This window comes from Pseudomonas sp. HS-18, assembly GCF_020401845.1.
In the GTDB taxonomy this organism is placed as follows: Bacteria; Pseudomonadota; Gammaproteobacteria; order Pseudomonadales; family Pseudomonadaceae; genus Pseudomonas; species Pseudomonas nitroreducens.
The window spans coordinates 3,481,286-3,495,242 of record NZ_CP084413.1 but is presented as its reverse complement, the minus strand read 5'-3'; the positions used below and the strand labels follow the sequence as shown (position 1 = coordinate 3,495,242).

Annotated in this window: 18 protein-coding genes; 5 read left to right on the top strand and 13 right to left on the bottom strand. The window is 59.8% G+C overall.

Translation table 11 applies throughout. The features are described 5' to 3' along the window. Positions 1–42: 42 nt before the first annotated feature. The 12 genes from LDJ84_RS16265 to LDJ84_RS16210 all read right to left on the bottom strand — a co-directional run bounded on the left by LDJ84_RS16265 (position 43) and on the right by LDJ84_RS16210 (position 8,784). On the bottom strand, positions 43–1,710 hold the full coding sequence (locus tag LDJ84_RS16265) for a DEAD/DEAH box helicase (protein ID WP_226045042.1): 1,668 nt from the start codon (positions 1,708–1,710) through the stop codon (positions 43–45). Further along, positions 1,707–2,750: a hypothetical protein gene (locus LDJ84_RS16260; protein WP_226045041.1), complete on the bottom strand. Its 1,044-nt coding sequence runs from the start codon at positions 2,748–2,750 to the stop codon at positions 1,707–1,709. The genes LDJ84_RS16265 and LDJ84_RS16260 overlap by 4 nt, the downstream gene beginning before the upstream one ends. 8 nt (positions 2,751–2,758) lie before the next feature. Then, positions 2,759–3,253 (bottom strand): DUF669 domain-containing protein, encoded by a 495-nt coding sequence (locus LDJ84_RS16255; protein WP_226045040.1) that lies wholly within the window; start codon positions 3,251–3,253, stop codon positions 2,759–2,761. Between the two features lie 14 nt (positions 3,254–3,267). Next, on the bottom strand, positions 3,268–4,050 hold the full coding sequence (locus LDJ84_RS16250) for an ATP-binding protein (protein ID WP_226045039.1): 783 nt from the start codon (positions 4,048–4,050) through the stop codon (positions 3,268–3,270). Position 4,051: 1 nt separating this feature from the next. Then, positions 4,052–4,432 (bottom strand): hypothetical protein, encoded by a 381-nt coding sequence (locus tag LDJ84_RS16245; RefSeq protein ID WP_226045038.1) that lies wholly within the window; start codon positions 4,430–4,432, stop codon positions 4,052–4,054. After that, positions 4,416–4,619 carry a hypothetical protein gene (locus LDJ84_RS16240; RefSeq protein ID WP_226045037.1) on the bottom strand — a complete coding sequence of 68 codons (204 nt, stop codon included), beginning with the start codon at positions 4,617–4,619 and terminating at the stop codon, positions 4,416–4,418. The genes LDJ84_RS16245 and LDJ84_RS16240 overlap by 17 nt, the downstream gene beginning before the upstream one ends. Then, complete coding sequence (locus tag LDJ84_RS16235; protein WP_226045036.1) at positions 4,616–4,801, bottom strand: hypothetical protein; 186 nt, start codon at positions 4,799–4,801, stop codon at positions 4,616–4,618. Before LDJ84_RS16235 ends, LDJ84_RS16240 begins: the two co-directional genes overlap by 4 nt. Before the next feature lie 15 nt (positions 4,802–4,816). Beyond that, positions 4,817–5,926: a hypothetical protein gene (locus LDJ84_RS16230; RefSeq protein WP_226045035.1), complete on the bottom strand. Its 1,110-nt coding sequence runs from the start codon at positions 5,924–5,926 to the stop codon at positions 4,817–4,819. Between the two features lie 280 nt (positions 5,927–6,206). Continuing rightward, positions 6,207–6,482: a hypothetical protein gene (locus tag LDJ84_RS16225; protein ID WP_226045034.1), complete on the bottom strand. Its 276-nt coding sequence runs from the start codon at positions 6,480–6,482 to the stop codon at positions 6,207–6,209. Between the two features lie 33 nt (positions 6,483–6,515). Then, positions 6,516–7,328 (bottom strand): hypothetical protein, encoded by an 813-nt coding sequence (locus LDJ84_RS16220; protein ID WP_226045033.1) that lies wholly within the window; start codon positions 7,326–7,328, stop codon positions 6,516–6,518. 162 nt (positions 7,329–7,490) lie between these two features. After that, entirely contained in the window at positions 7,491–7,670 is a 180-nt protein-coding gene (locus LDJ84_RS16215; RefSeq protein ID WP_226045032.1) for a hypothetical protein, read from the bottom strand. Between the two features lie 445 nt (positions 7,671–8,115). Then, on the bottom strand, positions 8,116–8,784 hold the full coding sequence (locus LDJ84_RS16210) for a helix-turn-helix domain-containing protein (RefSeq protein ID WP_226045031.1): 669 nt from the start codon (positions 8,782–8,784) through the stop codon (positions 8,116–8,118). Positions 8,785–8,902: 118 nt separating this feature from the next. On the opposite strand from LDJ84_RS16210, the gene LDJ84_RS16205 reads away from it, so the two are divergent. After that, positions 8,903–9,124: a hypothetical protein gene (locus LDJ84_RS16205; protein WP_226045030.1), complete on the top strand. Its 222-nt coding sequence runs from the start codon at positions 8,903–8,905 to the stop codon at positions 9,122–9,124. A gap of 90 nt (positions 9,125–9,214) precedes the next feature. Here the strand turns inward: LDJ84_RS16205 and LDJ84_RS30945 are convergent, their stop codons facing one another. Then, positions 9,215–9,454, bottom strand: coding sequence for an IS1 family transposase (locus LDJ84_RS30945; RefSeq protein WP_226045029.1), 240 nt, complete (start codon positions 9,452–9,454; stop codon positions 9,215–9,217). 120 nt (positions 9,455–9,574) lie between these two features. Here LDJ84_RS30945 and LDJ84_RS16195 point away from each other — a divergent pair, with 120 nt between their 5' ends. The 4 genes from LDJ84_RS16195 to LDJ84_RS16180 all read left to right on the top strand — a co-directional run bounded on the left by LDJ84_RS16195 (position 9,575) and on the right by LDJ84_RS16180 (position 13,927). After that, on the top strand, positions 9,575–9,772 hold the full coding sequence (locus LDJ84_RS16195) for a hypothetical protein (RefSeq protein ID WP_226045028.1): 198 nt from the start codon (positions 9,575–9,577) through the stop codon (positions 9,770–9,772). A gap of 19 nt (positions 9,773–9,791) precedes the next feature. Further along, positions 9,792–10,004, top strand: coding sequence for a hypothetical protein (locus tag LDJ84_RS16190; RefSeq protein ID WP_226045027.1), 213 nt, complete (start codon positions 9,792–9,794; stop codon positions 10,002–10,004). 27 nt (positions 10,005–10,031) lie between these two features. Then, complete coding sequence (locus tag LDJ84_RS16185) at positions 10,032–12,281, top strand: bifunctional DNA primase/polymerase (protein ID WP_226045026.1); 2,250 nt, start codon at positions 10,032–10,034, stop codon at positions 12,279–12,281. Between the two features lie 266 nt (positions 12,282–12,547). Further along, positions 12,548–13,927: an ATP-dependent DNA helicase gene (locus tag LDJ84_RS16180; RefSeq protein WP_226045025.1), complete on the top strand. Its 1,380-nt coding sequence runs from the start codon at positions 12,548–12,550 to the stop codon at positions 13,925–13,927. Positions 13,928–13,957: the final 30 nt, after the last annotated feature.

Sequence of the window (13,957 nt, the reverse complement as noted above, 5' to 3'; positions counted from 1 at the left end):
CCGTGGCAGTGCTTGCAGGTGCCGCACTTCACGTCGATAGCCTCAAGCTTCCGCAACATCTCCCGCATGGCGTCCTTCTGGCTGTTCAACTGGGTCAAATTCATAACCGACGATCTCCGGGTATTTGCCTGTCTCATTCACCTGGATGGCCAGCGGCTCGAGTAACTTGAAGCCGTCGCGCAACCACTCAATGGCCTGCTCGGTACTGCCTGGGGTGAAGTCGAACCCTTCTGGTTGTCTGCGCTTCCACCACAACTCGGCCTTGGCTCTGGCATATCCCTCGTGGCTGAGGCACACCCATTCCTTGGCTACGATGCGCAGGCCCGACCAGTAGATGACGCGCAATGTGTCCGGCTTCCCGGCCTTGAAGTGCTGGGCGTAGTCGACGCCGGTGATGGGATGGCGCACGACAGCGGGCTTGCTGCCACTGAGGATGGCGGCGTCGGACACCCCTTCGAACTGCTTTTCCTCTTCGGTGCGCAGGATGTGTCCGCAATCGGGGCAGGTGAGCGATGAGGCCGGCTTCACCTGAAGACCGCAGTTTTCGCAGAGGACGTAAGGGGCCCCGAGACCGCTGCCGGAGCCGCGTTTTCGCCCACGTATCTGGTCCAGCGGGCCAAGGCGCGAAGTCGTGTCGGAGAAGTCCAGCCACAGGCAGTCCGATTTTCCGGGAGCGATGCGAAGACCGCGGCCGGCCCCCTGGCAGTACAGAACTGGCGAGCGCGTCGGGCGTAGCCAGAGGATGCAGTCCACGTCGGGCACGTCGAAGCCGGTCGCCAGGGCTAGAACGGTGACCAGGCAGCGAATGTGGCCGGCGCGGAAGCGGGCGATCAGCTGCTCGCGGATGGGTTTCTTCGTTTCGCCGGTGACGACTTCGCAGGTGATCCCGCGATCGCGCAGAAGGTCGCGAAGCTGTTCGGCGTTAGCTACGGTGGCGCAGAACGCAATCCACTTGTTCCGCTCAGCGGCAAGGCGGACGGCTTCTTCCGCGGCGCCGTCGAGGTACCCGGAAACCGCATCGGAGAGATCACGGATGTTGTAATCGCCGGTATTGCTCAGCTTGACCGAGCCGGTATCGATCTGGGTGCTAATCACTTCGGCCGGAAGCACCAGCGGGGAGAGGTGGCCGGCATCCAAGAGGGTCTGCATGCGGATCTCGTAGGCTATCCCGGTGAACAGCGCCTCTTCGCTATCCGTCAGCCAGACGCCGTTGCCGCGGAATGGCGTGGCGGTCATGCCGACCAGGCGGAAGCTGCAGTACTTGCCCAGGTCGTTGAGGAACTGCCGATACAGGCCGGCGTCCTTCGGATTGATCAGGTGAGCCTCGTCCACGATCACGCATTTGATGTTGCCCAGGACGTGGGCATGCTTGGCCACGCTGCCGATGGTGGCGACGATCACGTCGGCATCCGGCTGGCGGCGACCAATGCTCGCGCTGTAGTAACCGACCTTGATGGTGCGCGGAAGCATCGCCTTGAGCTTCTCCGCATTCTGCTCGGCCAGCTCCTTGCTGGGGACGATCACCACCGTGCGCGGGTGGTACTCAGGCCAGGTGTCGAACAAGGTCTTGGTGATAGCGGCGGCGATGAGGCTTTTGCCGCCACCGGTGGGGACCACCAGGAGGGGCGCGGCGTCCTCCTCACGATGGCGGTCCCACCAATCGATCAGTGCATCAATCGAAGCCTGCTGGTAGTCGCGCAGGACAATCATGCAGCGTTCTCCTTCGCGCCAAGCAGGCGCTTGTCGAGGGTGTCGTGGATGGTTTCGCTGGAGAGGCCGTCGGCGCCGTTCACGAACTGCTCGCCCGTCAGCGTATTGCGGTAGACGATCCAGTTGTCGTCTTCGCTGGCGTCAATTGGCTCGGCAAAGCGGTCAAGCAGGGCAGGAATGAAGCGATGAGCCTGGCAACCGGCCAGTTGGTCGTCCTTGCTCAGCGTCTTGTGGTGCCGCTCGCAGACCCAGGTACCGTCGCGCGCCGGTGTGGCATGGGCGCAGGTCCTGCAGTTCGGCAGCGGGGCAGCAGTGGCATGGCAGAGCGAGGAATAGGGACACCACTTGCACTCGAACCAGGCCGGATCCTCGGTCATGCGCTCTGGTGGCCGGTCGGTGAAGATGATCCGCTCAGCCTTGTCGACCAGGCGATCGGCCTCGGCGGTGTTCTCGTCGGTGCGGCAGCTGGTGGTGGTGCGACCGCCAGGAGAAGCGCAGGTGAGGTAGTGCCGCGTCATGCCGGTGTAGCGCATGTAGAGCAACGCCTGGGCGTAGTACACGGGATCCCAATGGCGGAGTGCGTCTTTCTCGCCATGCTTCGCCTTGCAGGCATCCAGCTTGGCGAACTTCTTCTCGTTGACCTGCTTGTGCTCCCATACGTGCCAGGTCTTCGGCGCCTGCAGGATTCCGTGTATCGCACCATCCATGTGGCCGCGGAAGTGTCCTCCAAGGGCGATGAAGCCGAACTGCTTGCCGCTTTCGTCATGGGTGTGGAGCTCGATTCCAGGAACCATGCGCAGACGAGCTGCCTGAATGTCCTCGCCACGGTGGCCATCCTCGATGGCCTTCGCCGAAAGCGGGCTGAAGGTTTCGTTCTCGGCCCAGCGGAAGGAGTACCAGAGCCGCCGGGAGCAACTCTGGCCAATCGCAGAGAAGCCCAAGTAGGTACGCCTGGGCTCCTTTGCTTTCTCCTGTACCAGGGCCGCGTCTATGGCTGCCAGGGTTGGGTCAGCCAGCAGGTTCGCGGGCATGGCAGCCATGATGCACCTCAGCGGCTCCAGGGAGCCTTCGTTGCGCCAGTGGCTTGCGATTGTTGCTGTGCGGCAGCGGCAACGTGCGCCGGCGGAGTGTGGGTCGGAACGCCACCAGTGCACGACTCGTAGCCCTTGATCTCGTTTTGATCGGGGTACTGACCAGTCCTGTCCTTCCGGATGCCGACCTTGATGTGCAACGGCTTGTCATGCAGCTGGCTGGTGTCCTGCAATTGCATGACGTTGACGGCTCGGCAGAGGGACGACAGCTGTCCTTGGCCGATCTGCACAGCCTGCTGGTTTGGGTTGTCCAGGGTGATGCTGGCGAACACCAGGCGCCCCTTGAACTGGCCGTCGATGATCTGGAGCTTCAGGGAGATGTAGTGGCCGTTGTTCGCCTTGGTCGGTTTGATGTCCGAGCTTTCGATGATGGCGGTATAGGTGCCGGCCGGGATCAGTTCGAAGGACTGGGCGGGTTCTACTGCAGCGGCGTTGAAGTTGAGTTGTGCCATGGTGTGTTTCCTCGTTACTGGTTGACTGCTTGGGGTTGTTCGGCGCCCTGCGGGTTGAGCAATGCGCTGATAAAGGCGTTCCACTCGAGCGGGAGGCGCTCGGGCATCTGGTAGCGGTTCTTGGCGATGAAGGAGGGCTTCTCCACCAGGTTGAGCCAGCGATTTCCAGTGCCGGTGGCGATGTTGCGAGCACCCTTGAGGGACTTCGGATCACCGTCCTGGCGCAGGAATACTTCCGGCGCGGCGTAGCCGATGACGTCGGCGCGTTCGTAGATCAGTTGGAAGGCGCGCTTGTGCAGCTTGATCTGCACTCGGTCATAGGCCGCCATCTCCGGCGGCTCGAAGCGCACGATGTCGCTGTGGGCGATCAGGATCGAGCCGACGCCTTTCTCGGACGCCAAGTAGCTGAGTGCATCAAGCAGTTCGCGCCAGCGATCCAGGGCCATGATGTAGCCCTTGCCGTAGCCAAGGTCCTCGATGCTCTTCTTGTCTTCGGCCCGGGCAACTGCGTCCCAGATCAAGGGCTCAAGGGCCGACAGCGAGTCGATCACCAGCCACTTGAAGGAGTGCTCTTCGCCGGCCAGGGCGCCGATGGCTTCCATGACCTCGGAAAAGCTGTTGGAGACCGGGAAGGCATTCGCCTCGATATTGCCCAGGCCATCCTCGGTGCGGATAAACACGCAGTCCGGCGAGTTGGCGGCGAAGGTGGTTTTCCCGATGCCGGGTCCGCCATGGATGCAGATGATCGGCGGCCGGTCGTTGCTGACTTTCTTCAGGGATGCGAGCGAGATTGCCATTTCAGCTTTCCTCGTTGATTCGTTCGACTTTCACGGTTGGTTTGGCGGGCTTCGTTTCGATGGCGGGCGCGATCAGCGCCCAGAGGCTGGGCTCGTTGGTGCGCAGCCACTTGCAGCCGGTTTCGTCGAGCTTCGGTTCGCTCTTGATGGGCCGCATGTGCGGCGGTAGCTGCTCGACCAGGTTGGTGAGCTGCGGCATGTCGGCCTTGTAGGTGAGTTTTCCGCCCGTGGTGACCTTGAAGCCTTCAAGCTTCTGGGTCTTACTGCCCTCGTCTGGACAGCCAACTGCAGCGACGATCTGTTGCTCGATGGCGACGCGCTCGGCATTGGCCGACGATTCACGAGTCTTGGCGTCGATCCAAGCCTCAAATAGCTCTTTCATGGCGGACCTCTTTTCCTTGGCGCCGGAAGCGAATGACGCAGAGGTCGCCGCAGATGTTGGTGAAAATGGGATCGCGGTAGCCGTGACGGCTAGCAAGCTCGACAGCCGCACGAATGCTTCGGGCGGCGAACTCTTCGATCTCTTCAACCTGATCTTCGACCAGGGGTTTAACCGGACGGGTAGTCATGCAGCCCTCCACTGGCGGCATTCGCCGCCGGTTCCTTCGTAAGCAGGCGGCCCGTCGAAGAGATCGTGATCAGCCCATGCAGATTGATCGTCGATGTCGTCAGGGACCGGATCAGCAAGCTGTTCTTCGTAGTCGGGATCGCGCCAGTCGAGGAGCGACCGCCAATGACTCTTGCGATGCATGGCGCTACCTCCTGCTTATTCGGCGTATTCGACGAACTCACCGTCGGCGCTCAGCTGGTACCAGGTATCGGGCTTGACGCCGTTCTCACCAACCTTGCTGGCGCGGATATGGATGAGGCGGCCTTCGCCGTCGCGATGGCAGAGGACGATGGCACCGCCAGCAGATGCACGAGCGCGGCCTTCGATGCCCAGGGAAGCGGCGACGGATTCCTGCCCGCTCACCTCGGCTGCCGATTGGTAGCCGGTGTTGCTGGCTGCCGATTGGTAGCCGGTGTTGCTGGCTGCCGAGCGGTTGCCGGTGTTGCTGGCTGCCGAGCGGTTGCCGGTGTTGCTGGCTGCCGATTGGTAGCCGGTGTTGCTGGCTGCCGAGCGGTTGCCGGTGTTGCTGGCTGCCGAGCGGTTGCCGGTGTTGCTGGCTGCCGATTGGTAGCCGGTGTTGCTGGCTGCCGATTGGTAGCCGGTGTTGCTGGCTGCCGATTGGTTGCCGGTGTTGCTGGCTGCCGAGCGGTTGCCGGTGTTGCTGGCTGCCGATTGGTAGCCGGTGTTGCTGGCTGCCGAGCGGTTGCCGGTGTTGCTGGCTGCCGATTGGTAGCCGGTGTTGCTGGCTGCCGAGCGGTTGCCGGTGTTGCTGGCTGCCGATTGGTAGCCGGTGTTGCTGGCTGCCGAGCGGTTGCCGGTGTTGCTGGCTGCCGATTGGTAGCCGGTGTTGCTGGCTGCCGATTGGTTGCCGGTGTTGCTGGCTGTACCGCCTACCACGGCCTGTTCAATGGAGCTATCCAAGCGACCCATGATCCAATCAATGGCTCGCGAGATCATGGTCGGCACGCTGATCTCCGCCTCCACCACAAGGGTGGCGCTGGCGATCTTGCTGTCGTCGTCGTGGCGGCTGAGCTGCCCGGAGGCTTTCACCATGGCAAAGCGACTCTGACCAGGGGCGTAATAGCCGAACACGTCGAGCGGGTATTCACACGAGTGAAAGCCGGACGCGCAGGCCTCCACCGGACCTTCGTGCTTGTAGGTGCCGCCAATCTCGAACTGGTAGCCGCGACAGGTCAGGTCCTGATTGAAGCCCTTGTAGGCGGTAACGATTTCTTCAGCAGCCTCGTTCTTTTTCTTGCGGGTCATGATTCGTTCCTTTCTATGCAATAAGCCCTGGCCGGGCGTGTGCGCGCTTTCGGCTGCCGGCGATACGTCGGCACGCGAAAGAGAGCGAAAAAATGCCCGGAGGACCGGGCTAATGAGGGGTAGGGTGGGGATGGCCGGATTCTCACCGGCAACTGACTTGGCGCGGACCCATTCAGTGACTCATTTCGTATGCCGAAGCAGGGACGGCCGCAGGTACCTAGTACATCTCCCGCTGCGCGGGACTCATCCCCATTGAAGGGTGGCGTACTTGCCGGGGAAGTCAGGTGGATGCCTTGGTCAGCTCAGTTTTTTTCTTGTTCAGCGATTCTTGCTTCTTTTCGAGGTCAGCTTCCTGCTTCTCTACGCGGCGCCAACCCTCGTTGATGACATCTTCCTTGGTGGGGAAGATGTCGCCTTTCATGTAGATTTTCCCCGAAGCAGATTCGTCTCCGTAGTCGCGCCCCCATGTGACGTAGTTCCGCACAAATTCAACCTGCTTTGGCTTGAAGCTTGGCTGAAGGACCCATGCGGTATAGGGATAGGTTCGTTCGCTCATCTCGCCTCCAGTGTGTGTATGCGCAAGGGCGCGTTAGGCGGTGGCCTTGGCCTCAAGTTCAGCCAATTCCTTCTTGAGGTTATCGATCCGCTTGCGGCGATGCGCGTCCGCCTCGGCGTCGCACTTGTCGATTACCGCTTGCGGGATAACGATGCCTTCGATCTTCTTCCAGGATTCAAGAGGGAACGATCTGCGGTTGTCCTCTAGGTAGGTAGTCGCCTGCTCATCACATTCGGCCTGAGCAAGCTTCAGAGCTTCCTCGTAGCTGCAAGTCGGGAATACTTGTTGACTTCCGCCACTCCCGTCTCGGTAGCTATGCAGCCGATACTCAAGGTCGCCGTCTGAATAGCCGTACAGGGACAGAAGCTTGATGCCCTTTACCTCAACTCGGTTGTAGTTTCGGTCTTCTTCATACACGCCCTTGCCGCCATCCCACTCGAAGATTTCTGGCGAGTAACCGGAAACGAAGATGTGGGTTACCTGCCCAGACATGACCTTCTTCAGCAGGCCTAGCGAGCCTTCGTCAGAGTTCTCGACGAACTTGAACAGAGCATTGGCATGATGCTTGGCTTTGTCCCGAGCAATGCACAGCCGCTGCTGTTGCTGGCTAATCTGAAGCTCCAGGTCTTTGCGTTGTGCGTCGTAATTCTGTTGAAGCTCACGCAGGTGCTTTTCCTTCCACGACTCAACCGGCTTGTCGTGCAGGCTTTTGACGACGAAGTTCTCGCCGCTAGGGATTTCCTGCCCTTCGCTGACGAAAACTTCTTGAACAATGGATTGCTCAGCATTGAGCTTGCCAAGGACGAGAACCTTCTTCCCATCGTCCGTGTATTTGATGTTGCTCATCTCTTTCTCCTGTATGCGGAGCCATGGGGGAGCGTACCGAGAGGCTTATGCGCCTATAGCTGTCGTATCTGATGCGGCGCGATCCGCTGGCAGCTAACCGGTGTTCGCGTTCCGGCCGATACGCTCCCCTCATGACTCCAAGGTTCGATGCACCGGAGGGCGTTACTTCGCAGTTACCTCTTCGTGCCACTGCTTCATGTCTTCCAGAAGCTGCGCACGGTCTGCCTCGGGAACGAACATGAACAGGTAATAGGCACAGTCCTTGATGCCGCCCTCCATCTCAGCTGTGGAGGATTCGGTCCATACCTTCAGTCGCGCTTTGTTGGTGGGACGCTTTGCCATGGTGGTTCTCCTGGTTGTCATCCCAAAGCGCCCGATCACTCAGGCGCTTCAGTGATGCTTTCCCGCCGCGCTCAGCTACTGGCCTCTCGCGCGGCGTGTCTCGTCTGTTCCTCCAGCCACGGTCTCTGCCTGCCGGAAAACTCGTCTTGGCGCTTTACGCTGCACGCCCGGGAGAGTTGCCATCCCTCTGGACTGTTGAGGCCTGTCCATCGCTGCCTTGGGTAGAGCTAAAGAGCTTCGGCCTCTCGGCCTGGCCTTTTGAGGCCCTTGCCACCTATCGGCGGCTAATCATGAATGGCTGTTAGCCGTTCATGGCTACAAATCTAACCATGCATGGCTATCTCGTCAAGCCATAAATGGCTAGAAAATTCGTTCTTGGCTAAGTGTCTGAATGGCGGGCACAAAAAAGCCCGCTCAAGGCGGGCTTTTGGCAATTAAGGCGAAATTATTTGCGGCGACGATCCTTCCAGCTTGCCGTGCACACGCCGCAGATGACTGTCCCCTCTGGGACCCTGATGATTCGATCTGGGAACTCAGGGTTAAGGGCGATCAGAAACTGTCCCTCCAGGGATTCCTGCAGTCTCTTGAATGTCGTGTGACCATCTGGAGTACGGACCACCACGTCATCATTGTGCTGAGCGGCTACGTCAGGGTCGACCTGGATGATCTCTCCGTCCTTGTATTCGGGATGCATGCTGTCGCCGCGGATGCGAAGACAGAATGTGCTATTGCCGTGAGGGAAAGGCGATTCCAGCCATTCCTCGGCATCGCCTGGGGCTAAGTTATCAATCGCTTCGTACATCATCCCTGCGGTAACCCACGATATTAAAGGCACTAATCCAGCATGGCCGGGCGTCCCGGAAAGGTTGTCGGAGTTTCCGCTAACCCTGTCAACGAGGCTTTCATCCAGAAGATCTTTTGCGGATATTTTGAACACCTTGGCGAGGTCCCGAACCGTGCCGATCTTCGCCTCACCATCAGCGCGCAGTATACGTCCAATTGTGGACTGACCAACGCCTGAGCGCAGCTCAAGCTTCGGCTGGGTCCCGACATCTGGGTTTGAAGCCATTAAGAATTTGAGGTTATTGGCGAGAACCTGCTCGATCGAAGCCATCAATCCTTTCCTGTCAATTTATCCCTAAAGGATGCCACTTGCGGTTAGCCGCGTGCGGCTTGACGTTGCTAGCTATAAACGGCTAACCTAGCCGCGAATAGCTAGAAAAGGCATTCCCATGAAAACCAAATCCACACGCAATGAAGCCAGCCGTGACCTGAATGGGTTTGTGCTGAGCCAGCTTGAGCTTCGCAAGGGCGACTGGCCGGAGATCAGCAAGGCCTCCGGGGTGCCTTATTTCACGATCAGCAAGATGGCCAGCCGGACGACCTCCGATCCACGGATCAGCACCGTGCAGAAGCTTGCCAATTACTTCTTCGAACACCCCTTAGCCGCATAGGAGCCCCCCATGGCTATCCAGGAACTCAAGGTCCAGGTCTACGCCGACCTCAGCGACTTCGAGCAGAAGGTCAGGCAGACCTTGGAGCGATTACCGCTTGAGCTTCGCGATGACTTCCTGAGCAGCCTTGAGCGCCTTCTCTCGGATAGCGGCCTGAGCCTCATCCGTGTTGATGAAGCCTTCTGCGAGGGAATCGCGGGTGAAGGCGGCATTGCATCCAGTGCAGGTGAAAAGCTCGTTCTTCGAGTTGGCTTCGCCGGACTGGACGATCTGTGTGCTTCCGCATTGCGGGCAGCTGACGTTGAGAGTGCCTAGCGGAGTTATGGACATCGGAACCTCCTGGTTCGCTGTGTTGGGTGAGAGCTTCCAGCCTATCAGCGAGGTTCCGACCTTTACAGCGGCTCCCATGTGGAGCCTGAAGACGAAACAAATCGCATAGGAGCCCTGTGCATGTATCTCGACCAATCCCAGAAACGCGCCATCCCCGTGAAGGTCCGGTTCGAACCGGTGCTGGATCGAATCCTGCGCAAGGCGGCGCACAAGTCCCGCCGACAGCACGCCACATACCTCTACGAACTGATCGAGTGGGCAGTAGCCAACGGCGCCATCGAAGAGCTCCAGAACGACCACGAAGATATCGCGGGCTGAAGGCCCTCTGGAGGGCCCAATGCTTTTCGATCCCGAGAAGCTGTCGCCAGAGACGCGACGGCGAATTCAGGGGCTGATGCTCGCCAATGGCTGGAGCTTCGAGAAGGCCCTGAATGAAATCTGTATTTCTGCTGTTTCCAACGGCGCCACCTCTGTTGTTGGACGCAAAAAAGCGAAGGTCTTGCAGTTGGTGCCCCTCAATAGGGACTCCGACAGGGCCTCAAAAGGGTAGGCCTGAGGGCCTCAAAGGAATTACCCAATGGCTGCCGTCATTCACCTCTCCGACTCGCCCAAGGTTGCCGCGCTGGCATACGCCCGCATGGGATGGCACGTGTTCCCCTGCTGGCCGATTCGTGACGGCGCCTGCGCATGTGGCAAGCCCTGCAAGTCGCCCGGCAAGCATCCCATTGGCCACATGGTCCCGCATGGCCAGGAGGCCGCCACGCTGGATCCGGAAGTGATCGCTCAGTGGTGGGCCGCCGTGCCGGACGCCAACATCGCCGTGCACATGGCGAAGTCCTCGCTAGTGGCGATCGACATCGACCCGCGCAATGGCGGCCTGTTCACCATCGAGCAAGTCGAAGCGCAGCACGGCGAGCTTAGCTCTGACGTCCTGGCCTTCACCGGCGGTGGTGGCGAGCACCGCGTATTCGCGTTGCCGGCCAACCTTGCTGGCTCGCTCCCCGGCACCCTGGGGAAGGGCGTCGACGTGAAGGTCAACGGCTACATCATGGTGGCGCCGTCGAACCACATCTCCGGCAGTAGCTATGAGTGGGAAGTCTCCAGCAGCCCTCTGGATGGCGCCTGCCCGAGCCCGATGCCGAACTGGCTGCGTGATCTCTTCCGCGCCAATGCCAAGGCACCTGAGCAGACGGCGGCAGCAGAGAACAAGCTGACCCAGGAGCTCGCCGAGGACCTGCAGAGCGCTCTCCAATTCATCAACGGTGAGTCGCGCGACAGCTGGTACCGCGTTGGCATGGCCCTGCACTCGACGGGCGATTATCAGTGGGCCTTCGACACTTGGTCCGACTGGTCCCGCCAGTGGGCACACAAGTTCGATCCAGTTGATCAGGTCCGCGTCTGGCGTTCTTTCAAGAACAGGGGCCTTGATGGCATTACCCACGCGGCCCTGTTCGCCGATGCCCAAGCCAACGGCTGGGAGAATCCTCGCGCCGCTAAGCCTGAGCTTCGCCAAGTCGACGACGCCTATCTGGCCGAGCTGTCAGCAGCAAATGGCGGCAAGCGAATCATCACCGAACTCGGTAAGCGCGACGTCCTGCCGTTCCCGGTGCCTGGCCTTGACGCGGTGGCAGAGTGGATCGGGCATGTCACCGGTGCGCGCCACGGCATTGCTACGCAGATGGCTGCCATCAGCGTCGCCGCGCTGGCCGCCTCGCGCCTGTACGAGTCGAGCATGGGCGATGGCTGCCACCTCAACCAGCTGGTCTCTGCGCAGAGCTACAGCGAGATCGGCCCGATCATGAATGCCGTCGGCCGCATCTTCCATGATGCTGGTCTGCGCAAGCTGCTGCGTGAGCAGCGCATCAGCTCTCCCAGTGGATTCTTCAAGACGCTGCACCGTTCGCCGGCCAGCCTCTATCTGGCTGCAGAGTGGGGGCGCAAGTTCTTCGGCCCTCAGTTCGCCGCGGTCGAGCACGTCGGCATCCTGATCGGTCAGGGTTTCAACAAGCAGGTATGGGTTCTCGATGCGCCTGAAGAGGCGGGCCTGAAGAAGTCCGAGCTCGAGGACGACCAGCCTGTCATTCACAAGCCGGCTTTCAACCTGCTGGCCTTCGCCGCCGACAACGACTTGGCCAACATCTTCTCCGAGGCGCAGTCCGGGCGCGGCCTGATCGAGACCATGCTGTTCGCACGGGTCAATGTTGATTTCAACGATGACCCGCGCAGCGAACCAACACCCGAGTGGCTGATCAACCACATTCGCCGGGTCCGTGCCCTTCCGACCGGTACCAATGAGCTCGACCTTGTCACCGTCTTCAACGGCAATGCCGGCCTGATCCCGACCCTAAAGCCAGTTATCTTCCAAGCGCAGCCGGTCGAACACTACGCCGCCATCGACGCGCTGTCCTCGCACCGCAACATGCGGCCGATCCTTCATGGCGCGCGCGTCATCCTGCGCCGCCTGGCCTGCACCCTGGCCGCCTGGGGAAACCCTGGCTCTCCGATCGTCACCCGCGACATCCTCGACTGGGCCGCCCAGTTCGTCCTGGGCAGCACCTTCGAAGTCCTGCAGGCCATGAAGTTGGGGAGTAGCGAGGAGGGCCGTAGCACTGCCTACGAGAAGACGTTGGCTGCAATCACCAAGGCCGGCCCGAAGGGCATCAAGCAGGGCTATCTACCAATGGCCTGCAAGCCATTCAGGAATCTGGACAAGGACGCCCGTGGAGAACTGTTGCTGCAGCTTGTGAACGACGGGGAAATCATTCAGCACCCCACCGAGCCGGGCGCCTACGTTAGCGCGGCCCTGCTAAAGGTCGAGGTGCAGTGATGAATTTTATGACCTTTATGACCGTTTATGACCTCGATTTCTATCACGGTCATGCGACTGAAATCCGCGTGGTTTCTGGCCTTCGATGAATTTATGACTTTATGACCCCCTATATATAGGGATAAGAAAAGCCCTATATAAGGGTCATAAAGTCATAAAGCTCCTGTAGCCCACGCAGCACTAGGGATTGAGCGCATGACCATGAACGGTCATAGAGGTCATAAAGGTCATATGGTTAAAAAATGATCTGTTTTAAGGAGTAGAAGATGGGCGCATTGGTCGATTTCAAGAAGAGCACTATCCAGCTCACCCCTCACCAGCAGTCGGCCTACGACCTGCTCATGGGATTCGTTAAGGACAAGGACACCGGACTGGCCACCCTGGAAGGGTATGCAGGTGTAGGTAAGACCGTTGTCGTGGGAGAACTGGTCCGCGCCTTGTCGCTCAAGATGAAGATGGCCATCGCTGCACCTACCAACAAAGCCGTGGCCGTTCTGCGCGAGAAGATCAATAACCATGACGTCCACGCGGCCTCCATCCATTCTCTGCTTGGTCTGAAGATGAAGGAGCTGGAGAACGGAACTCAGGAATGCATACCCGACGGAACCCCGTCACTGAAGGAGTATTCCGTGGTGGTTGTCGATGAGTGCTCGATGATCTCGGAGGAGATGTTCAGGCATATCATCATGATGCGCGGAACATGCAAGGTTATCTTCGTCGGCGATCCTGCCCAGCTTCCCCCTGTAGGAGATCAATACGAATCGCCGGTCTTCCGCGACGTCAAACTGAATATCCGCCTCTCCGAGATCGTTCGCCAGGCAGCCGACAATCCCATCATCGGCCTGTCGATGCAGATCCGCTCCGCCATCGAGGAGCAGCGCCGTTCAGGTTACGTTGAATTGTCCCAGTCGCTTCCTGTGGATGGACCATCCAAGGCCGGCTTCGTCACGGGCGGCAGCTCGGCTGTGTTCGAGATCGCGCTGCAGGTGCTCCAGAGTGGAGGCGATTGCCGCGTGGTGGCCTACACCAACAAGCAAGTGCGCCAGTACAACATGCGTCTGCACCAGGCCCTGTATGGCTACACCGACTGCGAGTTCAGCCCAGACGAGGCCGTCATTGCGCATGAGGAGTTCAAGGCAACCCTTCTGGATGATGAGCTCAAATCGTTCGGCGAAGACGCCAGGATCATCACCAGCGAAGAACTGGAGGTGGTAGGTGTCGAGAGGGCAGAAGGAACCCTATACGGTTTCGAGTATTTCCATCTGCTTTTGCGCCGGGATAACGAAGACATGGTTCGCGCAGCGTTTCCAGCCATCCCTGCTCAGGTCGAGCGGACTATCCAGGACCGTTGGACGGAATGGCGCAAAGTCAAGCAGGCAGCCGAGATGGAGCGTGACTTCCATAAGCAGGCTGAGCTGATGGAGCGTGCAAAAGAACTCTCTGGTGGAACCTGGGCAATGCGCCGTGCCTTCGCACCCCTGCGGCATGCCTATGCGATCACTGCGCACAAGTCACAGGGCAGCACGTTCCACACCGTCATCGTCGACTGGGGTGACCTCTGCAGCATGCGTCGCGACTTCGAGTTCAACCGTGCCCTGTACGTCGCCTGCACCCGTGCGTCCGAGCACTTGGCCATCGTGGTTTGAGGAGGCGTCGATGATCGGACACGAGGATCA